The organism is Corallococcus macrosporus DSM 14697 (genome assembly GCF_002305895.1).
In the GTDB taxonomy this organism is placed as follows: Bacteria; Myxococcota; Myxococcia; order Myxococcales; family Myxococcaceae; genus Myxococcus; species Myxococcus macrosporus.
This window is the reverse complement of sequence record NZ_CP022203.1, coordinates 6,627,929-6,650,969: the sequence shown is the minus strand read 5'-3', so window position 1 is coordinate 6,650,969 and position 23,041 is coordinate 6,627,929. Positions and strand designations below refer to the sequence as shown.

The window sequence follows — 23,041 nt, the reverse complement described above, 5'->3', positions numbered from 1 at the left end:
GAACCTCGGCGCTGTAAGCGTCAACCTGTTGTTTTTCCTGAGAGAAATGCTGTTTTTTTGGTACTCTGTACCAGGAAGGGACGGACATGCGCGGCGTGACCCGGCGGCTGCTGCTGGTGGGGCTGGCGTTCCTGGCGTGTACGGCCTTCGCCACCCGCAAGGTCCTGTATGAGAAGGAATCCCCCTACACCCTCATCTCGGTGACGGAGGACGAGGAGGGGCGCCGCTACCTGGGCTTCGATGCCTCGGGGGCCCTGCAGAGCGTCGTCCGGCCGGGCAAGCCGTTGGAGCTGGTGCTCCCGTACACGCAGGTGTCCATGGTGGGGCTGGCCTACGTGCCGGCGCCCCAGCGCATCCTCATCATCGGCCTGGGGGGTGGGGCCATGCCCATGTTCCTGCGCAAGGTGGTGCCCAAGGCGCACATCGACGTGGTGGACATCGACCCGGACGTGGTGACGGTGGCCAGGCGCTACTTCGGCTTCAAGGAGGACTCGCACCTGCGCGCGCACGTGGGGGACGGCCGGCGCTTCGTCGAAGCCGAGCGCCCCGCGTATGACCTCATCTTCCTGGATGCCTATGGCCCGGACAGCATCCCCGAGCACCTGGCCACTCAGGAGTTCCTGGCGTCGGTGCGGGCGAAGCTGCGCCCGAAGGGCGCGGTGGTGGGCAACGTCTGGGCCTTCCCGCCCAACCGCCACTACGACGCCATGGTGCACACGTGGCAGGTGGCCTTCACGCAGCTCCACGAGTTCATCGTGCCGCGGAGCTCGAACCGCATCCTGGTGGGCGTGGCGTACGAGGACAAGGTGGCGGCCAAGACGCTGGAGGCGCGCGCGGAGAAGCTGGAGCGCGCCAGGGGCGTGCCGTTCGATTTGAGCGGGCTGGTGGACCAGGGCTTCACGGACGCCACGCAGCGGCAGCCGCGGGGCAAGGTGTTGAAGGACGCGGACCTGCCGAAGCCCGCGTCTGTGACGACGCCGGCGCAGGTGCGCTGAGTTCCTGGGAGGGCAGGGGGCGCGTGGGTGACACGACCTCCCGCCGCTCCTCGCAGTCACGTCATGCGTTGGCGATGGACCCGGGCGGCAGCTTCAGCACCTGCCCGACCTTGATTGTGTCCGGGTCCTCGAGCTGGTCCTTGTGGGCCTTGAAAACCTTCGGGGACAGCTTCATGTCCCCGTCGATGTCCTCGTCTGCACCTGTCTAGCCAGTGTTTCGGAGGTGCCTGGGTTTCGCGGATGCGCCTGTGAATCCAGGCCCTTGGTTTGTCATTCAGTGGATGGTATGAACAGCGCGTCCGTCTGGCCTTGAGTCCAGGGCCCGCGCGGTTCGCGCATTGCCTTCACCTCATCGCTGTCACGAATCACTTCCGTCCGGGGGAGGCGGTGGGGCATGGCCCTGCGTGTCGCTCCCGGGCATGTCCTCGGAGCCTGGATGTCCCCCCCGCGAGTCTCCCGTCCTCCCGCCTGGCGTCCTCGTGCCGCCGTCATGGCCCTGGCGCTGCTGGTGAGCGCGTGCGCCGCGCTTCCGCCGCGTGGGCAGATCGTCATGCGTGACGTGGCCTTCCCGCTGCGGGACTTCCGCTTCCCCTCCGGCCTTCGCGTGGTGGTGGAGCAGGACGCGCGCTCCCCCGTGGTGGCGGTGGTCGCGGTGGTGGGGGCGGGTGGCTCCAGTGACCCCAATGGCAAGGAGGGCCTGGCGCACGTCGTGGAGCACCTCGCGTTCCGCTCCCGTCACGCAGGCGGGCCGTCGGTGTGGCGGCGCCTGGAAGCCTCCGGGGTGGGCTTCTTCAACGCCTCCACCAGCCTGGACCACACGTCCTACGAGACGCTGGGCCCCAAGGAGGCCCTGCCCGCGCTCCTGAAGATGGAGGGGCAGCGGCTGTCCGCGCCGCTCGCGGGCGTGAGCCCGGAGGTCTTCGAGGTGGAGCGCGAGGTCGTCCGCAACGAGCTCCGCGAGCACAACGAGACGGGGTACGTGGGGCAGGTCTTCAGTTGGATGAAGGCGGCGGCCTTCCCCGGGGAGCATGCCTATTCCCGCCCGCTGGCGGGGACGCATGCGTCGCTCTCCGCGCTCAGCCTGTCGGACGCGCAGCGCTTCGCCCGGGCGCACTACCGCCCGGACAACGTCACGCTGGTCATCGCCGGGGACGTGGACCTGGCGGCCGTGGAGGCCACGCTCCAGGAGAACCTGCCGGAGGCCTGGGTGGGGACGGGGGTGCCCCTGGCGATGGAGGCGCGCCTGCCCGCGCAGCCCGCCGCCCCGCCCACCTCGCCCGCCCAGGAGTCGGTGCCCGTCTACACCGCCGCGGTGCCCACGCCGGAGGTGTACCTGTCCTGGGTATTGCCGCGCGGCTTCGATGAGGCCAGCGCCGTCCAGGACTTCGTCCGCGCCACCTTCGGCCGGAATCTCGCGGGCGCGATGCGCAACGACGGCGACATCGCGGGCATCACCACCAACCTGATTCCCGGGACGCGGGCCTCGCTGTTGGTGGTGCGGGTGTTGCTCAGCCGGGGCGACGACCCGGTGCGCTCGGCCGGGAATGTGCTGGACCAGGTGCAGAAAGCCTGGGTGCATGCGCTTCAGGCCGGCGCGGTGCTGGACCGCGAGCGCAGCTTCCGGGCGGTGCGGCGGCTGGTGGTGACGGACATGGTGCTGGAGTCGGAGGACCTCATGTCACGCACCGGGCGCCGGGCGTTGCTCACCCACTTCACGCAGGACGCGCGCGCCTATATCCGCTCCCAGGTGTCGCTGATGGGGCTCGCCGGCGGCAAGGTGACGGACTTCGCCTACCAGTGGCTCCAGAGGGACCGGGTGCGCATCATCGTCGTGCGGCCCGGCGAAGTGCCCGGCGCGGCGACGGCGAGCGCCACCCTGGCGGTGGACGAGGAGCCCTGGGCCACGCCCGCGGAGCGCGTGCCTCCGTCCATGACGGCGGCGCTGGATTCGCCCGTGCAGGTGCTCATGCTGGACAACGGCATGGAGGTGCTGCTCGCGCCGCGTCCGGGGCTCCCTGTCGTCCGCATCGGCGCGGCGCTCGGCGGTGGCTCGTCCCACGGTGACAAGGCGGGCGTGGCGGACCTGGCGACCTGGGGCTCGTTCCGGGAGTCCTGGTTCGAGGGCTACCCCAGTGACTGGGGGCTGCGTTCGACGTCGTCGTTCCAGCGTGACCACCTGCGCGTCGGCCTCTCCGGCGCGGCCGGCAACGTCGGCAACATGCTGGCGATGCTGGCCGAGCAGCTCGACACCACGCGGACCGACGAATACGTGGTGCGCTTCTACCGCGAGCAGGTCCTGCCCCGGCGCCGGGCGCTGGATTCGAATCCAGAGCGCCTGGCCGAGCGGCACCTCCAGAAGGCGCTCTACGGCACGCATCCCTATTCGCGCGAGGCCACCGGCGAGGACCTGGCCGAGGTGTCGTGGACGGAAGCCGACGCGTGGCTGAAGGACGTCTACCGGCCGGCCAACACGGTGGTCGTCATCGCTGGCGAGTTCGACGTGAAGGAAGTGGAAGGCCTGGTCCGCAAGTACCTGGGCGGCTGGAGCCGGGGGACGGCGAAGCCCGTCGCCACGCCGCCCGCGCCTGAGCTGCCGGCCGTCACCGCCGCCGCGAAGGCGCTGCTCACGCCGCGTCCGGGCGCGAGCCAGGCGCAGGTGCGGCTGGCCTGCCGGCTGCCCACGGCCACGCCCGAGCTGGAAGCGCGCTACGCCTTGATGGCGGAGCTGATTCACGTCCACGCCTCCGGCGAGATGCGCTTCCGCCGGGGCGCCACCTATGGCTTCTCCGCGCGGCCCTGGCTGGGGCGCGGCGGCGCGGCGCACCTGGTGTTGGAGGGCGCGCTGGATGCGCAGCGCATGGGCGAAGGCATCGGCACGGTCCGCGACATCCTCGCGTCCTTCGCGAAGGAGGTGCCTGCGCGGACGCTGGAGCGCGCGCGCCGGGGGCTGCTGGCCCAGCAGGCCGTCTCCTTCATCTCCTCGGAAGCCTGGGTGGACGCGCTGCTGACCGCGCGCGTCCGGGGCTTCTCGCCCGAGGCGGTGACGGGCCGGCCCGCGCGGCTCCAGGCGGTGACGGCCGAGTCCCTGCGAGAGGCGTTCGAGGGCTGCCACCAGCGGCTCGTCGTCTCCGTCACCGCGGACGAGGGGCAGGCGAGGTCCGCCATCCAGGCCCTGTCCCAGCCGTAGCCCGGCAAGGCTCCCTCCCTGCCGTCCATCCCGCCGGGGCGGGGGCCGCCATCCCTCCCCGCATCCCTGGCTGCCTGGCTTGAGGCCGCCAAGGGGGCAGCTCGGGGAGGAGCTCCGGGACGAGCCGCTCCAGCGCGTCGGGGAGCTGCCCGTGCTTCGCCTGATAGGCACGGCAGGCCGTGATGAGCAGCTCCGCGTTGCGCTGAGCCCGCTCCCTGTCCTTCCGCCCGGGCCGGAGCACCCGGTACAGCGTCAGGGGGATGGCGACGGCATTCCACAACAGCCCCTCCGCGGTGCCGAGGAGTCGGTGAAGGGTCTTCTGGGCCGCGTGCATGCGCGCCTCCTTTTTCCGGGGCGCGAGCATCGCATGTCCGCTGGCTGCCTATCTTCACCTCAAGGAGGACGACGCCATGCCAGACATCGAAGCGCCGCGCCCTTGGTCCGAGCCGCCAGACGACGCGCCGGAGCGCCGGGGGGACTACATGGAGGAGGAGCCTGGCCACACACCAGGGAGCGCCGAAGGGGACGACGAGGATGTGCCGCACCGGCTGCGCCCCTACCCGGACCCGGACCACACCCCGGGGCGGGCCGAGGGCTGAACGCCCGCCCGCCGGGCGCGAAGCGCCGTGCCCTGCACGAACCCCATGCTGAAGCGGCATGGGGCGCGAGCCCCGATGACCTGCTCATGCCGCAGCGTGAGAGGGTTGAGGGCTTGAACCCGCGCTGAGCCGGGAAGCGTTTGTGACTCTGTGTTTCAGCGCGAGCTGTGAGCAATCCTGTCTCATGCCGGCGCAAGCGGCGAGGGTGAGTCGTCGCTGCGCCATGCGGCGGGATATCACCCGGCTCACTTTAATTGCTCAGAATCCACTTTACTCACGGTGTGTCGTCAGTTTAATTCAGGCGCGTATCGGCGTTTCGCCGGACCACGCGCCTGGCAGCAAGGAGCGTGACGCAATCGCAGAGGGGGAAGTCCACATGAAGAAGTTACCGTCGGCCCATGGCGTCAGGGGCGCCGTGCGCGCATGGATGTCTCACCCGGGACTCCAGACGCTGGTGCTGGCCCTGTCCATCATTGCGCCCTGGAGCGCTTCCGCACAGGCGATGACCCTGCCAGGGATGAACCTGACTCAGCACTGTCAGACCCTGTATGGCTCCACCGCGTATTCGTATCTCCAGCAGCCCAATCCCACCGCCTTCAGCTGGAAGTGCTGGCACCAGGGCCAGTCCAAGCCCATGGACCTCAACAAGGCGTGCCGGGACCAGTATCCCAATGAAGGCCATGAGGCCGCGTACCTGAACTACAGTGACCCCTATTCCTGGTATTGCGTGCTCAGGAATTCATACACGCCAGTCAACAGCACCAATTCCCCGGCGCAGTTGTATCTGTGGAAGGGGCGAAAAATCGCGCTGCGGACGCCGGACCGGACCACCTGTACGACGCAGCAGATCAAGCACATCGTCACGGGAATCGACAAGGGCGTCGACTTCTATGAAGACGTCACGGGAGACTCGCCGTCGCCCCACTACAGGTATGGCAACCTGAACAGCTTCGCGGTGCTCCCCTCCGGTTATGCCATGAGTTGCGTTGGCGTCGCCTGCGGCTTCGTCGGCCTCACCGGGGTGGAGATCTCGTTCCCGATCTTCCGGGATGAGATGTGCCCCGCCGCCGCCGCGGGCGTGCATGACAGCACGCCCTTCTACGAGCTGGGCCGCAACTACTGGTTCTACGGCGCTCAGCTCGCCTCGTCTGAAAGCACCTATGGCACCAGCATCCGGACGGGCTATGCGGTGGCGATGCGGTTCCTGGCCATGGAATACGAGGGGCTGTCGGGCACCAGCGCGCACGACACGCTCTACGGCCAGATTGAGGGGCTCGTGGACACCTACCGGACCGCGACCGTGGCGTGTGGCACGCCGGGGGCCACGGCGACTCCCACGACGCCCGGCGGCTCGACCTGCTACCGGTATGACTGGGAGAACACCCTCCGCGCCGGAAACGGCCTGTCAGGCCGCAGCGCGCCGGACCTGTTCGCGTCCTTCGTCTTCCGGCTGCACTCGCAGCACGGTTGGCCCTTCATCAACTATGTCTGGAGGGATGCCGCGGACCTCGGCAGCGTCACCAGCGTCTACCACGCCGCGGACAACTTCATCATCGCCGCCAGCCGGGCGGCGGGGGTCAACCTGTCAGACGTCTTCCAGCACTCCTGGCGGTGGCCGCTGAGCAGCAGCGTTCGTACGCAGCTCCAGAGCGAGCTCGGCGCTCCGGTCCCCGCCTCCTGGTATCACTGAGCCGCGGTTCGGTGTGACGGCGTCCCCGCCTGCTCCGGTCGGCGGGGACGTCATCGTCTTCAGCGGAAGTGACGCTCCAGCACCGCGGCGACGTGCGGGTTCTTCTCGGCCTGGGATGCCGCCGCCGTCAGGGCGGGGCAGTGCTGGGCGAACCAGTCCTTCCCAGGTCGCCAGTGCGTCATCATGGTGACGTAGAGGTCCAGCGCGCTGAAGCGCTCGCCGAGCACGTGGGGCCTGCCCACCTGGGCCTCGATTTCACGCCAAAGGGTGGCGCGGCGCTCCATGACGGTGTCGCGCAGCCGGTCCGCGGCGGGGCCGGCCAGGGTCCACTTGGGCGGGTCATCCGCGTACGTGAAGGTCGGGTACACGGCGCCCACCAGGCGGAACAGCAGGTTGAGGAAGCGCGTCCTCTCGGGCGCGGTGGCCTCCGGCACCAGGGCGCCCTGGGGCGCGACGTCGTGCAGGTGCAGGAGGATGGCCGCGCTCTCCGTCATCACCGCGCCACCGGGGAGGACCAGGGTGGGCACCTGTCCCAGCGGGTTGAGCTTCAACAGCCGGTCGCGCCCGGGACCCGGCTCCAGGTAGGGCAGGTCCGTCAGCCGGTAGGGGATGCCGCTGATGCGCAGCGCCATCTCCACGATGGCCGAGCCACACCCGGGTGAGCCAATCAACTCGTAGTCGTCCATGAACCGTCCCGTCATTCCCCAGGTGAGGGCAAGTGGCTGCCAGTGGGAACGAGCGGGTGGACGATTCTCCCGGAGGACGGAGTCGTCAACCCCGTGGAGGGCGCTCGCCCTTCATGGGCGTGAGCTCGGGAATGTCCAGCAATGGACCCGCTTCGCGGTCGGGCACGAACATCGGGACTGGAACACCCTCCGGGGCCAGCCGCCGGCCCGGGAGCTCGGATTCACGTCGCATGACGAGGCGGATGGGCGCCTCCCCCGGCTTCATGCGCAGCCAGTCGTTGTCCTCGGCGGTCCCTCCCGTGGATTCCGCCGTTTTCGTCGTGTCTCGACGGCAGGGAGCCGCGGCGGAGCCATCCTCACGGAAGCATCATGATTGGCTCAGCAGTCACGCAGCGCTGTCGAACGCATGATGAAGAAAGTCCACCCAGGACCCTCTTCCCCGCCGTCTGTCCGGACTCGATGGCGGCGCCCCGCTGAGACGGGCGGCGCTTTCGCGGGGGCGTGCGCAGACTGCACGGCAACCCTGAACCTGGAGGTCTTCCATGCAACTGTTCCTGACGGGCGCGAGCGGCTTCATCGGTGGCTCGCTCGCCCACTCGCTGAAGGCTCGGGGCCACGCCATCCGAGGGCTGGTCCGGGACCAGGCGAAGGCGGACCGTCTGGCCGCGCTGGGCATCGAACCCGTGCTGGGAGCCCTGGACGACAGCGCGCTGCTGACGGCCGAGGCGAAGCGCGCGGATGCGGTCATCAACGCCGCCAGCAGCGACCACGCCGAGGCCGTGGAGGCGCTCCTGGCGGGGCTGCGGGGCTCCGGAAAGCCACTGCTCCACACCAGCGGCTCCAGCGTGATTGGGGACGACGTCCGGGGCGACGCGCTCTCCGACAAGGTGTTCGACGAGGACACGCCCTTCATCGTGGAGCCCGACAAGCAGGCCCGTCACGCCGTGGACAACCGCGTGCTCGCCGCCGAGGGCATGCGCGGCATCGTCCTGTGCAACACGATGATTTATGGCACGGGCACCGGGCTCAGTCCGGACAGCGTGCAGATTCCCCCGTTGGTGAAGCAGGCGTGCAAGAGCGGCGTGGTGCGCATCGTCGGCAAGGGCATCAACCGCTGGTCCAACGTGCACATCCAGGACGTGGTCGCGCTGTACCAGCTCGCGCTGGAGCGCGCGCCCGCGGGGGCCTTCTACTTCGTGGAGAACGGCGAGGCCTCCTACGCGGAGATTGGCGAGGCCATCGCCCAGCGGCTCGGGTTGGGCCCCGTCCAGTCCTGGTCGGTGGAGGAGGCCAGCCGCGAGTGGGGGGAAGGCCACGCGCGCTACTCCTTCGGCTCCAACAGCCGGGTGCGCGGCAAGCGCGCGCGCCGCGAGCTGGGCTGGGCCCCCCAGCACGACTCCGTCACGGCCTGGATTCGGGACGAGATGCCGCTCGACTGAGATGCCGTTGCGCCGCGCGCGTGTGCATGGGACTGCACGTTGCGTGGGGCGCGGTGTGCAGGCGCGCCGGGACTGCTCACTTCTTTCGGGGCTTCGGCGCCGCGGGGCGAGGCGCCGCGGCCGGTGTCTCCACGGTGGCCAGCGTCACCGGGCCTTCCCGGTACAGGGCGTTGACCTTGCCGCCTCGGAGCTCCAGCGCCGCCAGGTTCCTCCCGTAGCCGGTGCTCAACCCCGTGTCGATGAGCAGCGCCTTGCCGTTGAAGCGCACCTTCACCTTGCCGTCGCGGTTGGTGGTGTGCCCCATCACCATGCGCCGGGCGCCATAGCGCTGAAGCACCGCGTCCAGGGCGGGGCCCGCCTCCTGCTCCTCGCCCAGGGCGTAGCCTCGGAACCAGAGGGGCCCCTGCGGGTTCCGGGCGCCGCCGGGCGGCTGGCCGGGGAAGAAGTCCTGGCGCACCCAACGGTTGAGCGCGCTCAAGTCCGTGCCGGGAACGCCGGGCGCCACGCCGCCGTGCACGAAGAGGGTGTCGTTGATGCGCACCACGGCGGCGTGCCTGCGCAGCCACTGGCCGTAGCGGCCCTGGAGGCTGTACGCCACGCGGTGGCCATTGAGGCCCGGCGGGGAGCCGGCGCTGTCCGCTTCGGGGCTCTGGTCCGCGAACGACGCCATCTCCCCGGGGCTCACGTAGCGAAGGTCCCCGAGCATGTTCATGGCCTCGTGGTTGCCCAGCAGGGCGTGGACCCGCCCGCCCGCGGCGAGCGCCTCCTGCTCCAGCCGCATGAGCAGGTCGAACGCGGCCCGCGTCTGGTCCCCGCGGTCGGGGATGTCGCCCGTCTGCACCAGGTGCGTCTTCCCGCCAATCCACCGGTCCTTCGCGTCGATGATGCCCGCGAGCCGGAGCACTTCCTTCAGGGCGTCCACGTCACCGTGAACGTCGCCCACCGCCACCACGCGCTCCACGCCGGAGAACGTGTCGGGCAGGGTGTCCTCCAGCCGGGGCGGGGCTGGAGCCTTGGGGGCCGGGGCCGCCGCGAGGAGCAGCGGGACGAGCACGAGCAGGGAGCTCGAACGGAGCAGGGACGGGGCCATGGAACGTCCTCCGGAGGCACGGCGCGCCCGGGCTGGCCGGCCCTGGCGCGCTGGAGGCCCGCAGCGTGTCACGCCGCCACGGCGCGCGGTGCCCGAATCGCCTCCGGGCACCGCGGCCGCTTGCTCAGGCCGCTTGTCCTCGAGGATGAGGGCAGGCGCGCCTGTCACGGCCGGTGTGGAACGGACGGCTCAGCGGTAGTCCCACTTCTGGTTCGGGTTGCCCGTGCACTCGTAGATGATGAGCCGGGCGCCGTCGTTCGGGTTGTGGTTCACGATGTCCACGCACTTGTTGGCGAGCACGCTGACCAGGTCACCCGCGCCGCTCAGCACGAACTGCTGCGCCGGGTTTCCGCTGCAGTTGGCCAACTGGACGGTCGTGCCGTTGGCCGTGTTGCCCCAGGCCACGTCCATGCACAGGCCGCCGGCACGGACGGTGCCGTTGACGAAGGTCCACCGCTGAGCGTTCGTGCCATTGCAGTTCCACATCTGGAGCGGCACGCCGTCGGAGAAGTTGGAGTTGGGCACGTCGATGCACTTGGTGTTGTTCAGGCGCGACACGAACGCCCGCCCGCTCCCGCCGCCGCCCGTCGTGCGGAGCGTCAGGCCGTAGGCGCCCAGGATGGGGTTGATCGGCTGGTAGAAGGTCGCCGGGTTGCTGTTGGAGCACGTCCCGGCCACGCCGGACGTCACGCCCTGGGCCTGGTTGCCGGAGAGCACCGAACCACCGGAGTCACCGCCGGCCGCGCAGGCGCTCGTCCTGTGCAGGTTGTACACGGGACCGACGGAGTAGTTGACGGTGACGTTCTTCGCCTGGAGCACGCCGCACCGCCAGCCGGTGGTGTAGCCGGACCGGCAGATGGAGGCATTCACCGGGGCCTCCTGGGAACCCGCGACGGTGACGTTGCCGCCGCCGTAGTTGTTGACCCACGGCTGCGGGGTCCACGAGCCGTTGGTGGCCACCCAGCCGTAGTCGGCGCCGGGCCAGACGGAGCCGCGGATGGTGCCCAGGGCCACGCCGTTGTGCCCCGTGGTGGGCGTGCCCACGCCGCCGCAGTGGCCCGCGGTGACGAAGCCCCCGTTGACGGGGAAGCCCACCGAACAGCGGTAGTTGCTGAAGTAGTACGGGTCACCGCCGCGCAAGTCGTAGGCGGGCTCCGGCGCGTGCCGGGACGCCACCACGCGGAGGCTGCCATCCTTCAGGCCGGCGCTGCCGCGGAGGAACGCGTCCGCGCTCGGCTTCGACTGGCTGGAGTCGTCCGCGTGCACGACGACGCTGTTGCTGGGCAGGTCGACGTACCAGGAGTGGATGGCGGGCGAGAGCGCCTGGACGTTCTGGTCCAGCGACGCCTTCACCTGCTCCAGCCGCGCCAGGCTCCGCGCGACGCGCACCGTCTTCACGCCCGGCACCCGGGCCTTCGGGAGGCGGGCCTCGTCGGTGACACCGACGATGAGCTGGGTGCCATCCGCGTCCAGCCAGGCGCCACCGAACGCGTCACCGAGCTGCTCGCGCATCGTCTGCTCCAACTGGGGCGCCTTCGCCTCGAAGGTGAGCCGCTGGTGGACCTGCTGCTCGGTGAGCCCGAGGTCCCGGCGCATCGCGGAGACAATCTCCGGTGACACGTCGTCCGCCGCCTCGGCGGTCATCGGCAGGCCCGTCAGGGTGGCGAGGCCGGCGAACATCGCCGCGGTGGAAAGCCAATCAGACATTCGATTCATGGAGGTGTGTGGGGTTCCCGCGGCAGAGCGAACGCCAGGGCAGGGGGACTGCCCTGCGCGTGGGAGTGAGAGGTTTTCCCTGGCGTGATGCGCTTCCGCATGAGCATGCGGCATGCCAGCGTGGAGGCGAAAGCGCTCAGGGGACGCGTGCCGTCAACGTCTGTCCCTCTCACAATTTTCTGACAGACAGGTGGTGACCGCCGCCCTCACCTGGTGACTGGCGTTACCACCCGGCGGCCAGCCCGGGACGCGCGGGCCGGCCACCGGACGGGCTCAGTTGCAGCAGTAGCGGTGGGTGGGGCAAACGCGGCCGTCGCTACAGACGGACACGCAGTAGCTCTGGTTGTAGTCACAAATCATGTCCCGGCGGTTGCGACAGGCGGAGTCGTCCTCGAAGCTGCAGGGGATGATGAGCTCCTGGCCGGACTCGCCAAGCGCGGCGTCCGCCTCCGGCTCCTGCACGCCACCACACCCCCAAAGACCGCATGACAGCACCACCGCGAGTCCCGCGCTCCGCATCCAGGTCGGCATCGTTGTCTCCAGATATCAGTCCCGCCCATCGGGACGTGACGCCAGTCTATCCGAGGCCGCACGCGAAGGTGGAGGGCTGAAATCTGTTTGATAATGGATGTGTCCTCGTCTGGGAATTTGGCAGCCCCACCGAAACGCCGCCCAAGACGGCTGTTACGCCGCCTCCTCAAAAATACACTCAGTCGGAACCAGGTGTTGAATCAGGAAAGGCCTGTTGACTGGCTCAGTGGGCGGTCCATGCCGCGCGGGGCGCACTGTGCCGCATCCCGGCTGCGGTACAGCGGGCGACATGTGGCGGGGGCGGTAGGATGGCGTCACGTCCATGCGCTCTCCTATCGATTCCACGCCCTACGAAGTCCGCCGCGGTGACGGCTTCGCTATCTCCGACGACCCGGCCCGTATCGACCTGGACGTCGTCCATGGCTACCTGTCCCGCTCCTACTGGTCCCCGGGCATCCCCCGGAATACCGTCGAGCGGGCCGCCCGGAACTCGCTCGTCTTCGGCCTCTATTCGCCTGAAGGCCAGGTGGGCTACGCCCGCGTCGTCACCGACCGCGCCAGCTTTGCCTATCTCTGTGATGTCTTCGTCCTGGAGTCGCACCAGGGGCGCGGCCTGGGCCAGTGGATGATGGAGACGCTGCTCGCGCATCCGGACCTGCGGGGGCTCCGGCGGTTCCTGCTCGCCACGCGGGATGCCCACTCGCTCTATGCGCGTCATGGCTTTCAGCCATTGAAGGCGCCCGCGAGCTTCATGGAAGTCCATGACCCGGACGTCTATGTCCGCAATCAGGAGTGAGTCGGGTGGCGTGTACCAACGCGCCCACGGATGACGAGGCCCTCAACGGCGCAGCCGACCGATAGCCCTCGTCACCAGGGGGGGCCAGCGCACCGTTGGCTCCAGCCTCGCGCTCACGGCGGGATGACAGGCCGCGGGGCCTCCTGGACCCGCACCGGCGGGTGTCTGACCCAGGAGGGGTCCGCCAGCGCCTCGACCCGGCGCGCCGACGCGGCGCGGCTTCACCCAGACAACTTCTTTCCAGCAAGACTTCCGGTTTTCCCAGCCCGTGCTTGTGACATGCGTCGGGCGTTGATACCTTGAATTATGAAATGCTGTTTATGCCGGGATGGCGGATTTTTGTGGGCCTGTCATCCGAGGGGAGAGCAGCGTGCAACGAATTGAGGTCATCCAGCAGCTCGACCACCGGCTCCAGCATCAGGAGCCATTTGGAAACTCGTCGAAAATCGTGTTGCGTGTCATTGAACGCTACAAGTTCGTCCTGGAGGTGTTGTCGCGCCACGACGAGCGGCTGCGCGCGCTGACGGAGCGCGTCGAGGCGTTGGACACCGCGTCCGTGAATGTCTTGTTCGGTGACCTGCTCGTGCGCGCGGCGCTGGAGTCGGCCATCAGCAAGCTGGAGACGACGGGGCCGGTTGGCGCGGTGCGTGACACCTTCCCGGCGCTGCTCGGTGAGGCGCTCGACTCGCTCGCGGAGGGCCGTGGCATGTCCGTCTCCCGCAGGGCGATGGGACGTGACTTCGCGGTGGGGCCTTCTGGCCGCACGTGGGTCTGGGACCTCCCGGACTCGCCCTCCCGCGTCGGGGACCTGCTGCGCGACAGCATCCGCACCGGGTTCATGCCCGGGGCGCAGAGCAGCGTGGAGATCATCCGTCCGACGCCGGGGATGGTGGAAGGGCTGGAGCGGGCCTGTGAGCTGCTGCGGCGGCTGGTACCGGAGATGGCGCGGAGCGTCTTCCTGCACCTGCACTGCATCGCCGTGGCGAACATCCGGGGCCCACGGGGCCGGATGCTCACCGGCTCCGGCGGTGACGGCACGCCGTGCATGATCTTCATCGACCCGGAGGAGCTGGCGAACCCGTGGGACACGGCTGGCCACATCCTGCACGAGGCGATTCACCTCAAGCTCTCCGACCTCATCCGCACCGGCGCCATCGTGACGGATGATGACCTGGTGGAGCTGCCGTGGGGGCGGAAGACGGCGCTGTCCAACAGCCTCTTCGCCTATCACGCGTATGCGCACATGCAGGTGTTCCGCGAGGCCGTGAAGCACGTGGGGCCGGACTGCCACGAGGAGTTCGGCGCGCCCCGGGACTACGACGCGCCAGCCCACGCGATGTCCGTGGTGAAGAACGACGTCAAGCCCTACGCCCGGGCCGAGGAGCGGCTCGCGTATCTGCACTCGGCGCTGGCGGGCCCGCTGGCGCACCGGGTGACGCCCTACGGGCGCGAGCTCGTCGCGTGGCTCTGGGAGACCATTCGCCCCCTGGTAGAGGACGTGCCCGGTGACGACACGGCTCCGCGCGCCGCGCCGCCTTCGGCCGACGTGAGCAGGGCGCCGTCCTCGGTGCGCTACCGGCAGGGGCGCGACCTCTCCCTGCGCCGCTCTCCGGCGTCGGAGGTGCTGTTCGCGCTGGACCCCGCGTCGCAGAAGATCGTCACGCTGAACCTGCCGGCCTGGCTCGCCTTCGAGCTGTGCGACGGCAAGACGGAGGAGGAGCTGCTCTCCTCGTACACCTCGTCGCTGGGACTGGGCGTCGAGCGCGCCTGGGCCCAACTGGCGCCGACGCTCCGGGGCCTGGAGTCCAGCGGGATGATTGTGCAGGTCGCCGAGGGAGGCGCGCCGTGACGGACGCCCTGGACGTCATCCAGACGGCGGACCGGGCATTGTCGAGCCACCCCGCGTTCGGGGACTCGCCGCGCATCCTGGCCAAGGTGCTGACCCGCTATCGCTTCGGCGTGGAGCTCTTCGCGGAGCGGCTGCCGTCCCTGGCGCGCAGCGTGGCCGCGGTGGAGGCGCTCGGTGACGCGGACGCGCGCCGCGTCTTCTTCGACCCGCTGGTGCGCCTGACGCTGGAGCAGGCCTTCTCCGACCTGGAGGCGGGGCGGCTGACGTCGCCCCACCCGTTGGAGGAGCTGCTGCCGGGCGCGCTGGAGGCGCTGCCGCTGGGCCTGTGCGAGTCTCGCATGCCGTCGCGCTGGCGCGTGGGCGCGGAGGTCCCCAAGTGGCTGTGGGACGTGGCCCAGCCCGCGGACGCGTACGCACGGGCGCTGCACGCCGCGTTCGACGGCGTCTTCGGCGCGAAGTCCAGGAGCGGCGGGAAGCTCCTCAGCCCGGACGCCAGGACGCAGCGCATCCTCGATGACTCCATCGAGCTGCTCTCCCGCCTGCTGCCGCACTCGGGCGCGAGCGCGCTGACGCACGTGGAGGCCATCGCGCTGCTCAGCGCCCGCCTGGAAGGCGGCACCGTCCTGTCCGCCGCGGGCGGTGACCTGACGCCCTCCACCATCTTCCTGGCGCCGGACGAGCTCGGGAACCCCTGGGACATCGCCGGGTGCCTGCTGCACGAAGGGCTTCACATGAAGCTCTTCGACGCCACGCGCTCGGTGGCGCTCGTCGCCAGGCCGGAAGAGACGGTCCAGGTCCCCTGGCGTGACATCCGCTGGACGAGCGTCCGCGCGGTGTTCTCGTACCATGTGTACGTCCACCTCGCGCTCTTCAAGGCGGCCGCGCTCACGGCGGACCCCGCGCTGAAGGAGCGCTTCGGAGACCCCTCGACGTACGTCTCGCGCCCGCACGCGACGTCGGTGGTGAACAACGACGGCGCCTCGCCCTTTGGCCGCTCCGTGGACCGGGCCCGCTTCCTGGGGGAGATGTTGCTGACGGAGTGGGCGCACCTGCTCACGCCGCAAGGGCGCGAGTTCATCCGGTGGCAGCACGAGGCGCTAGCGCCCGTGGACCGCGCGCTCTTCCGCGACGCCGCCGGGCCCCGGACCGAGCCGCCGGCGCGGGCCGCTTTCCGCAAGGCGCAGGGCCTGCGGGTCCGCGCGTCCAAGCAGGGCGAGTGCTTGATGGTGTTCTCACCGGCCGCGCCGCGCATCCACTGGCTGGACTTGAATGCGTGGCTGATTTTCGAGCTCAGTGATGGCCGGGCCTACTCCGACATGGAGCGGGCCTACCTCGAGGTTGTCGGCGCGAGAATGGCCCCGGACGAGGCGCGCCGACAGTTGCGTTCGGGGCTCGAGTCACTAGTACGCAGTTCCCTCGTAGAGCCAACACGGCAACAAGGAGACGTGGCATGAACAACGGATCGCAGTGGCTGGAGACCGTGAAGAACCTGGTGTCCGAGAAGGATCGCCTCCAGGAGCCGAGCGTGACGTGTGGGTCGAGCGCGGAGCGCCAGTGGTGGCCGCCCTACATCGTCAACGACACGTCCAAGAAGGAGGACTGACCCTCAGCGGGTCCGTCTGATGCCTTGAAGGTCCGCCCGCCGTTTCCGCGCTCGCCCGAGCCGGGGACGGCGGGCACCCTGCCACCCCCACCCGAGCCGTCGAGGGCAGCGAGCGAATGGACACCTATGACATCGTGGTCGCGGGCAACGGCGCGCTGGGCCTGGCGACCGCGCGTGCCTTGACGCTGTTGGACGCCCGGCTGCGCATCGCGGTGGTGGGGCCCCAGGGCCGCCCCGCAGGCGCCTCTCCCGCCGCGGGAGCGATGCTCGGTTGCTACGGTGAGGTGACGGCCCCCTTGCTGCGGACCGCGCCGGGCCGCGCGAAGCATGCCAAGGGCGTGCTCGCCGCGCGCCTCTGGCCCTCCTGGCTGGAGCAGCTCAATGGCGAGCTGCCAGAAGCTGCGCGGGTGCACGTTCGCCCCGGCACCATCGTGTTCAGCAACGCCAAGTCCGGGACAATCGAGGATGAGAACTTCATCGCCATCCAGCAGGCGGTGAAGGACGAGGACGAGCCTCACGAGCTGCTGGACCCCAACCAGGTGCCCGGCCTGAACCCCGCGGAGGACTGCCGCCCCAAGCACGCGCTGTTCCTGCCCCGCGAGGGCTCGGTGGACGCCAGCCGCCTGCTGCGCGCGCTCTCCCTGTCCCTGGAGCAGTCGCCGAAGGTGAGCGTGGTGGACGGAGCCGTCAAGGCGCTGGACGTCCAGGGCGGGCGCGTCACGGGGGTGCGGCTGGAGGATGGCCGCGCGCTGGCCGCCGCGCAGGTGGTGCTGGCCATGGGCGTGGGGACGCAGGCCGTCCTCGACGAGCTCCCGGAGCTGGCGCGGCGCATCCCCCGCATCTTCAGCGGCGGCGGGACGTCGCTGCTGCTCCAGGTGCCGAAGCCGGCGCTCCAGCACGTGGTGCGCACGCCGAACCGCGCGTTCGCCTGTGGCCTTCACGGCCTGCCCCGCGAGGGCGGCCAGCTCTACTTCGGGGCGACGAACATCCTGATGGCGCGGCCGATGCTGCACACCACGCCCGCGGACATGTACTTCCTGCTGGAGTGCGTCCTGGAGCAGATCGACCAGGACCTCTGCGCCGCGCAGCTCGTCGCCTGGCAGGCGGGGAACCGGCCCGTCACCGTGGACACGTGCCCGCTCATCGGGCCGACGTCCGTGGAGGGCCTGTGGCTGCTCACGGGCACGTACCGGGACGGGCTGTTCCTCTCCCCGCTGCTGGGCCAGCACCTGGCGCGGCGGATGTGCGGTCAGGGCGGCCTGGTCGCCGAGGACTTCCTGCCCGAGCGCAAGCCCATCTCCCTCTACACGTTGAAGGAGGCGCGCGCGGAGGCGCTCAAGCACTACCTGGCCATGGGCTGGGAGCACGGCATCCGGCTGCCGAAGGTGGGCTGGCACCGGGCCTTCCCGCGCTTCTACCAGCAGATGCTGGACTCCCTCTATGACGCGCTGGGGGAGGAGGAGTTCGTCCTGCCCCCGGAGCTGCTGGCCATCGTCGACAGCAACCGCGCCGCGATGGTGCCCTTCTTCCGCAACTACTACGCGGAGGTCCGCAGGGCCTGGGCGTGACGCGAGCCCAGGCCCGGACGCTCAGCGGCGCTCCACCGCCGTACCGTTCTGCCGGGCCGTCACGGCCTCAATCACCTTGGCTGGAGGAACGACGCCCTCGCGCCCCAGCAGCACCGCGGTGGACTCGCCCTCCGCCACCACCTTCCCCCGCGAGAGGAACTGGTGCGTGGCGTAGAAGTACTTCTCGTCCCAGCGGGTAATGGACATGGACACCGTGTACTTCTGGAACGGGCGGAGCGGCTTTTTGTAGTCCATGGTGTGGCGCACGATGATGGGCGCCCACTTCTGCTTGAGCATGAGCGCCAGCAGGCCCGTGCGGATGAACAGGTCCACCCGGCTCAAGTCACAGACGGTGAGGAACCGCCCGTTGTTCATGTGCAGGTTCAGGTCCAGGTCATTGAGCAGGACGCGCTGCTCCAGCGTGCTCGTCAACGCGTCCACGCGCATCTCCGGCTTCCAGAGCGAGGAGAGCATGACCCACAACATCCTGAGATAGAGATTCATGTGCTTCGGACTTCTCCTGCAGGCAGAACGAGATGAGCCGGGCCGGCGGGTAGTAACCCAGCCCGGAGGCGTGCTGATACATGAAACCCAGGTGCCCGCCGTGCGGCGTCAGCTCCAGCCGCACGTGCTCGCGAAGCGCGCGGGCGTCGGGGAGCGTGTCCCGGGCGACGAGCGGGTCGTCCTCGGCGTTGAGCACGAGGAAGGGCACCTCGATTCCTGGCAGGAACTGCCGGCTGCTGCACCGCGCGTAGTAGTCCGCCGCGTCCTTGAAGCCATGCAGGGGGGCGGTGAAGACCTCGTCGAAGGCCTGGATGCTGCGCATCGCGCTCAGCGTCCCCAGGCGTGAGGCGTACTCCGGCAGGTGGGCCTTGAGCCGCGCGACGCGCTTGTACGAGTTCAACACGCGGAGCTGGTAGAGCTGGTTGATGCCCTCGCAGGCCCGGCGGGCCGTGCTGCCCAGGGAGAACGTCAGGGACACGGCCGCCGCGGCGGACAGGTGGCTGCCGTGGCCCGTCTCCGCCAGGTAGCGAATCAACATGCTGCCGCCCAGCGAGAAGCCCACCCCGTACAGCGGCGTGTGCGGCTCCCGCTCCCGGACGAAGCGCACCAGCCACGCCAGGTGCTCGGTGAACCCCGCGTGATAGAAGGGCGCCCGCCGGTTGGGCACCGCGCCGCCCCGGTGGCACAACACCGCCGCGCGCAGGCCACGTCGGGACAGCTCCGACAGCAGGCTGCGGACGTAGGTGGAGTCCTGCGTGCCCTGCATGCCGGGCAGCAGGATGAACAGGGGGCCTGTCCGGGTCCGGTTCAGCCAGTACACGTCCGCGAAGTCACCGTCCGCCAGCTCGTGGCGGAGGTGCTCGGTGGACACGTCGTGGCGGCGCCGGTCCAGGTGCGGGACCACCGTCTGGACGTGGGAGAAGCGCAGCCACCAGGGGACGTGGAAGACGCTCGCGTGCTCAGCCATGGACGGTCCGCGTGGGGGCCTCTTCGGGCAGCGGCATGCCCACCTCCGCCATGACGGACAGGTCCTTCTCCGTCAGCACGCGGGTGCGCCGCCGCACGATGTCCGCGCCCAGCACCAGGTTGAAGTTGGACACGCCGCCATAGCGGTGGTGCAGGAAGTGGTTGCGGTAGACGGCGCGCAGGTAGCGGGTCCGCAGCAGCCACGCCAGCCACCGGGGCGCGGTGCGCTGTCCCTCCTCGAAGGGCAGGTGCAGGTAGGGGTGGACGAAGTGGCTCATGAAGGGCGGCAGCAGCAGCGTCACGCAGCCGGCCAGGAAGGCGATGGGCTTGAGCGTGAAGTAGAACACCGGGAAGAAGATGACCAGCGGGGCCACGAAGACGAAGGCGCCCTCGCCGTGCAGCCGGGTGGCATAGGCGCCGTTGATGATGGTCCGCCCGTGCTTGCCCCGCTGGAGCAGCTCCTCGGTGAGCTTCTGCTTCTCCTCCTCGCTCCGGAACTGCGTCACGTGGCTGCTCCGGTACGTCCGCACGTGGTGGATGGTGTGGTGGGAGAAGTGCGTGTTGAGCATTGGCCGGAACAGCCACGGCGCGCGGCTCCAGAAGCGCACCGCCTTCGGGCGCGCGTCGGACACGTACTCGTGCATGAAGGACTCGACGTACGAGGCAATGACATACCCCAGCGCGAGTCCGAGGAGGACATGGACGTAATCAGGCATGGTTCAGCGTTCCTCGCCGGAGAAGGTCAGCAGGCGGCCCAGGTGACCTGACGGCTCGATGGAGGGCGCGGCGGTCACGGGGGGCCTGCCCTGGACCGCGGGGACAGGGGGGAAGCCCGTCATCCTTCCGGTGGCCTCGTCGTACACCTTGAGCCGGAAGGCGAGCAGCGACTCGCGCAGGCCCAGCTTCACGCCTTCTTCAGCCAGGCCATGCTGCTCCATGTAGTCGCGCAGCAGGTAGTTGGGAACCTGGGGCTTCAGGTGGTGGACGTGGTGCAGGTTGATGGCGCCGAAGAGCCACTCGAGCGCGCGCGGAAGGCGCAGGTGGCTGCTGCCCTGGAGCGCCGAGCCCTTCAAGGACCACTGCGCACGGGGAACCCAGTAGGGCTGCTCCACCTGGTGCTGCACGTAGAACAGCCAGATGCCCAGGCCGGCCGCCACCTGGGTGATGAGCAGGTGCACCCCCAGCCACCGGGGCCAGTCACCCAGGCCCAGGAACGCGAGGTGGACGGCCAGCAGCGCCAGGTTCGTCACCAGGATGGAGCGGCGCTCGGGCCCGCGCTCCTTGGGGACGATGCCCGGCATGCGGAAGCGCAGCATGAACTGGAAGATGGGCCCCACGCCCAGGAGGACCGCGGGGTGCCGGTACAGCCGGTAGCGCAGGCGCTCGGAGGGCTTGAGCGCCAGGTACTCCCTGGCCGTCATCGTCACGATGTCGCCCACGCCGCGCCGGTCCAGGTCTCCGCTGCTGCTGTGGTGGACCAGGTGCATGGCCCGCCAGTACGCATGCGGCGCCAGCGTCAGCAGGCCCAGCACCATGCCCACCCGGTCATTCGTCAGGGGCCGCTGGAACAGCGAGCGGTGGGCACAGTCATGCTGGAGGATGAAGACCCGGACCAGCACGACGCCCGCGAGCACCGCCAGCGCCACGCCTCCCACCACGGACCGCGCGAGGCAGGCATAACTCCCCCCCGCGAGCAGGACATAGGCGCCCACCCAGCCCACGAGCTGGACCACGCTCCGCTGGGTGCGCGCCCGCCAGTCCTGGGGCAGGGCGCGAGAATCGCTATCATTGGATGCATCAGATGGCATGGCTGCCCCGAGTCCCCAGACCTCCCCCAAGGGCGATTCAAGCTGGGGATTTTCGACATAACGCGCGTTGATTCTTGAATCAAGGAAGTCCGGGGTAGGGGGGGGCCTTGACGAGCGGCGTTCACGCCCGAAGCCATTTCCTGTCAGGCAGCAGACAGTGTCTGGCGGCGCCTGGCGCGGCGTGCGCGCGGGCGGGCAGGTGCCGCGGGAGCTCCAGGCCCGCTTCAAAGCCGCAGCCAGCGCTCCACGCCGCCCATCAACCTCGGAACCTGCCGGGTGGACCCGCGCGCGGCTTGAGCCCGTGGTTCGCAGGGGCGTGGACCGGGGCCGCCTGTCCCTCGACGACGTGCGCCTGTACGTGGGCCTCGCCGCGGAGTTGGGGGATGACTTCGAGTCCCATCGTGCCCACGCGTGGAGGCGGGCCTGGCTGGATGACACCTCGGTTCCGGACTCCCCGCACGCGCTCGGGATTTGCACGTGCTGGGTGGCGGGCGTCGGTATGGTGGACACGACCCTGGCCAAGAACCAGGAGGCCATCCAGCTGTTGGTCGTCCCGCAAGTGGACGCGCTGGTGCCCACCGTGGTGCGGCAGCACGCCTCGGACCTCCACCTGGTGGAATTCCCGGGCGCGATAAGCCAGTCGGCCTTCGTGGGCGCGGACTCCAGCACGAGCGTGCTGGGGATGCCGAACGTCGTGAGCATGAAGACACTGCTGTCCCCTGGCGCGCCGGCGCCCGAGACGGGGCTGCTGTCGGACAAGGACCCCGAGGAGGTCCACGTCGCGTCCACGGCGGCCTCGCTGCAGGACGACGACGCCACCCAGGAGATGGGCTCGGAGGCGTGGGGCTCCATCGGCCTTTCGAGCCCGAGCTTCAGCTTCCCCTCGTCGCAGTCCTCAGCGGGCTCGTTTTCGGAAAGGGGGCCCCGCAGAAGAAGCGGCATTTTTGAGCGGAGGGGGTGTTCACAAGGTGATTGAAGTTCACGTCATGGAACCTGGGGGCGACGGCCACGTGGCCGACCCCCTGCTACCCCAGGTCCTTTGACGGACCACGCCCACCGCCGCCCAGGGAACGCCCGCATGGAAAGCCAGAGCGCACGCGCCATCGACGAATACACCGCGCTGCTGGGCCTGCAGCAGAAGCGGCCCCTGAGTGCCGAGCAGGAGCAGCGCCTGGAACTGCTCCGCGACGTCCTCCTGGAGCTGGGGGCGCTGCCGGAAGAGGGGAGCGCGCTCCCCATCCGGCCAGCGAGGGTGGAGGCCGTGCTCGACCTGTCGTTCGCCACCCAGGACGACGTGGTGCGTGCCTACAGCAAGAACATTGGTGCGGGGGGGCTGGCCATCCGCACCTCCCGCGCGCTGCCAGTCGGGAGCATGCTGGAGCTGCGAATCACGCTGCCGGATGCGCCCGAGCTCCTCGTCGCCCAGGGGCAGGTCGCCTGGTCCCGCGAGGAGGGGATGGGCGTGGCCTTCACGCAGCTCCCAGCCGAGGGCGAGCGACGGTTGAAGGCGTTGCTGGTGAAGGACGCCTCGCTGCTCAATCGCGTGCGCAACGTGCTGCGGACGGACGTACGGGAGTTGCTGACGTCGGACGTCCGCGAGCTTGGCGGCGCGCCCGCTGCCGCAGCCAAGGCGGCGGAGGCCGTGGAGGTGGACACACGGCCGCTCGTCCTGGTGCGGCTCTCGGATGCCCGGCTGATGGCGCTCGTCACGGAGCTGTTCACGCAGAAGGGCATCCATGTGGTGACGAAGAGCGACACGCCCGTGCCCCTCATCGTCGTTGATGCGAGCTCAGCCCTGGATGTCCTCACGTCCGCGGCCCGCATCGGTACGCGCACCGTCATGGTGAACGTGAGCGGGCCGGACTCGTTGGTGGGGCGGCTTTCCCATCTGAATCCGGCAGCGTACGTGCGGCATCCGGCCAATGCGGCCGCGGTGTTCCACGCGGTGGAGCGCCTCCTCCTGGCCGCGTCAGGACGTCCAGGCAGGTAGGAGGGAGCTGCCTGGAACGGAAAG

General features: G+C 69.6%; 20 protein-coding genes. 12 read left to right on the top strand and 8 right to left on the bottom strand.

Annotated features, from left to right (window positions below):
* The first annotated feature begins 86 nt into the window (after positions 1-86).
* The 4 genes from MYMAC_RS26630 to MYMAC_RS26605 all read left to right on the top strand — a co-directional run bounded on the left by MYMAC_RS26630 (position 87) and on the right by MYMAC_RS26605 (position 6,471).
* On the top strand, positions 87-995 hold the full coding sequence (locus MYMAC_RS26630) for a spermidine synthase (protein ID WP_095960116.1): 909 nt from the start codon (positions 87-89) through the stop codon (positions 993-995).
* A gap of 436 nt (positions 996-1,431) precedes the next feature.
* The gene (locus MYMAC_RS26620) at positions 1,432-4,182 is read left to right on the top strand and encodes a M16 family metallopeptidase (RefSeq protein WP_095960115.1); all 2,751 of its coding nucleotides are present in this window, start codon (positions 1,432-1,434) and stop codon (positions 4,180-4,182) included.
* A 410-nt stretch (positions 4,183-4,592) separates the two neighbouring features.
* Complete coding sequence (locus MYMAC_RS26610) at positions 4,593-4,781, top strand: hypothetical protein (RefSeq protein ID WP_013941932.1); 189 nt, start codon at positions 4,593-4,595, stop codon at positions 4,779-4,781.
* A 376-nt stretch (positions 4,782-5,157) separates the two neighbouring features.
* Entirely contained in the window at positions 5,158-6,471 is a 1,314-nt protein-coding gene (locus MYMAC_RS26605) for a calcium-binding protein (protein WP_239989030.1), read from the top strand.
* A gap of 59 nt (positions 6,472-6,530) precedes the next feature.
* Here the strand turns inward: MYMAC_RS26605 and MYMAC_RS26600 are convergent, their stop codons facing one another.
* Positions 6,531-7,157 (bottom strand): glutathione S-transferase family protein, encoded by a 627-nt coding sequence (locus MYMAC_RS26600; protein WP_204816961.1) that lies wholly within the window; start codon positions 7,155-7,157, stop codon positions 6,531-6,533.
* Between the two features lie 542 nt (positions 7,158-7,699).
* Here MYMAC_RS26600 and MYMAC_RS26590 point away from each other — a divergent pair.
* The gene (locus MYMAC_RS26590) at positions 7,700-8,596 is read left to right on the top strand and encodes an NAD-dependent epimerase/dehydratase family protein (RefSeq protein ID WP_095960112.1); all 897 of its coding nucleotides are present in this window, start codon (positions 7,700-7,702) and stop codon (positions 8,594-8,596) included.
* 76 nt (positions 8,597-8,672) lie between these two features.
* Here MYMAC_RS26590 and MYMAC_RS26585 read toward each other — a convergent pair whose 3' ends face one another.
* From MYMAC_RS26585 to MYMAC_RS26575, 3 genes are all read right to left on the bottom strand, one after another.
* A complete protein-coding gene (locus MYMAC_RS26585; protein WP_013941928.1) occupies positions 8,673-9,686 on the bottom strand; it encodes a metallophosphoesterase in 1,014 nt (337 codons plus the stop codon).
* 189 nt (positions 9,687-9,875) lie between these two features.
* Positions 9,876-11,393, bottom strand: coding sequence for a ricin-type beta-trefoil lectin domain protein (locus MYMAC_RS26580; protein ID WP_239989029.1), 1,518 nt, complete (start codon positions 11,391-11,393; stop codon positions 9,876-9,878).
* Between the two features lie 282 nt (positions 11,394-11,675).
* Positions 11,676-11,933 carry a hypothetical protein gene (locus MYMAC_RS26575; RefSeq protein WP_043712031.1) on the bottom strand — a complete coding sequence of 86 codons (258 nt, stop codon included), beginning with the start codon at positions 11,931-11,933 and terminating at the stop codon, positions 11,676-11,678.
* Between the two features lie 322 nt (positions 11,934-12,255).
* On the opposite strand from MYMAC_RS26575, the gene MYMAC_RS26570 reads away from it, so the two are divergent.
* The 5 genes from MYMAC_RS26570 to MYMAC_RS26555 all read left to right on the top strand — a co-directional run bounded on the left by MYMAC_RS26570 (position 12,256) and on the right by MYMAC_RS26555 (position 17,749).
* The gene (locus tag MYMAC_RS26570; protein ID WP_013941925.1) at positions 12,256-12,729 is read left to right on the top strand and encodes a GNAT family N-acetyltransferase; all 474 of its coding nucleotides are present in this window, start codon (positions 12,256-12,258) and stop codon (positions 12,727-12,729) included.
* A 370-nt stretch (positions 12,730-13,099) separates the two neighbouring features.
* On the top strand, positions 13,100-14,578 hold the full coding sequence (locus MYMAC_RS26565; protein WP_095960110.1) for an aKG-HExxH-type peptide beta-hydroxylase: 1,479 nt from the start codon (positions 13,100-13,102) through the stop codon (positions 14,576-14,578).
* Complete coding sequence (locus tag MYMAC_RS26560) at positions 14,575-16,032, top strand: aKG-HExxH-type peptide beta-hydroxylase (RefSeq protein WP_095960109.1); 1,458 nt, start codon at positions 14,575-14,577, stop codon at positions 16,030-16,032. Before MYMAC_RS26565 ends, MYMAC_RS26560 begins: the two co-directional genes overlap by 4 nt.
* Positions 16,029-16,181 (top strand): hypothetical protein, encoded by a 153-nt coding sequence (locus tag MYMAC_RS37280; RefSeq protein WP_013941922.1) that lies wholly within the window; start codon positions 16,029-16,031, stop codon positions 16,179-16,181. The genes MYMAC_RS26560 and MYMAC_RS37280 overlap by 4 nt, the downstream gene beginning before the upstream one ends.
* Positions 16,182-16,297: 116 nt before the next feature.
* Complete coding sequence (locus MYMAC_RS26555; RefSeq protein ID WP_095960108.1) at positions 16,298-17,749, top strand: NAD(P)/FAD-dependent oxidoreductase; 1,452 nt, start codon at positions 16,298-16,300, stop codon at positions 17,747-17,749.
* A 21-nt stretch (positions 17,750-17,770) separates the two neighbouring features.
* Here MYMAC_RS26555 and MYMAC_RS26550 read toward each other — a convergent pair whose 3' ends face one another.
* The 4 genes from MYMAC_RS26550 to MYMAC_RS26535 are packed head-to-tail and all read right to left on the bottom strand — an operon-like array spanning position 17,771 to position 21,027.
* Entirely contained in the window at positions 17,771-18,223 is a 453-nt protein-coding gene (locus MYMAC_RS26550) for an acyl-CoA thioesterase (RefSeq protein ID WP_239989028.1), read from the bottom strand.
* Positions 18,144-19,220 (bottom strand): YheT family hydrolase, encoded by a 1,077-nt coding sequence (locus MYMAC_RS26545; RefSeq protein WP_013941919.1) that lies wholly within the window; start codon positions 19,218-19,220, stop codon positions 18,144-18,146. The genes MYMAC_RS26550 and MYMAC_RS26545 overlap by 80 nt, the downstream gene beginning before the upstream one ends.
* Positions 19,213-19,935 carry a hypothetical protein gene (locus MYMAC_RS26540; RefSeq protein ID WP_013941918.1) on the bottom strand — a complete coding sequence of 241 codons (723 nt, stop codon included), beginning with the start codon at positions 19,933-19,935 and terminating at the stop codon, positions 19,213-19,215. The genes MYMAC_RS26545 and MYMAC_RS26540 overlap by 8 nt, the downstream gene beginning before the upstream one ends.
* Positions 19,936-19,938: 3 nt before the next feature.
* Positions 19,939-21,027: a fatty acid desaturase gene (locus MYMAC_RS26535; RefSeq protein ID WP_095960106.1), complete on the bottom strand. Its 1,089-nt coding sequence runs from the start codon at positions 21,025-21,027 to the stop codon at positions 19,939-19,941.
* A gap of 301 nt (positions 21,028-21,328) precedes the next feature.
* On the opposite strand from MYMAC_RS26535, the gene MYMAC_RS38015 reads away from it, so the two are divergent.
* Both MYMAC_RS38015 and MYMAC_RS26525 read left to right on the top strand, forming a co-directional pair.
* Complete coding sequence (locus MYMAC_RS38015; RefSeq protein ID WP_239989027.1) at positions 21,329-22,003, top strand: hypothetical protein; 675 nt, start codon at positions 21,329-21,331, stop codon at positions 22,001-22,003.
* A 102-nt stretch (positions 22,004-22,105) separates the two neighbouring features.
* Positions 22,106-23,017: a PilZ domain-containing protein gene (locus MYMAC_RS26525; protein WP_095960105.1), complete on the top strand. Its 912-nt coding sequence runs from the start codon at positions 22,106-22,108 to the stop codon at positions 23,015-23,017.
* The last annotated feature ends 24 nt before the right edge of the window (positions 23,018-23,041 follow it).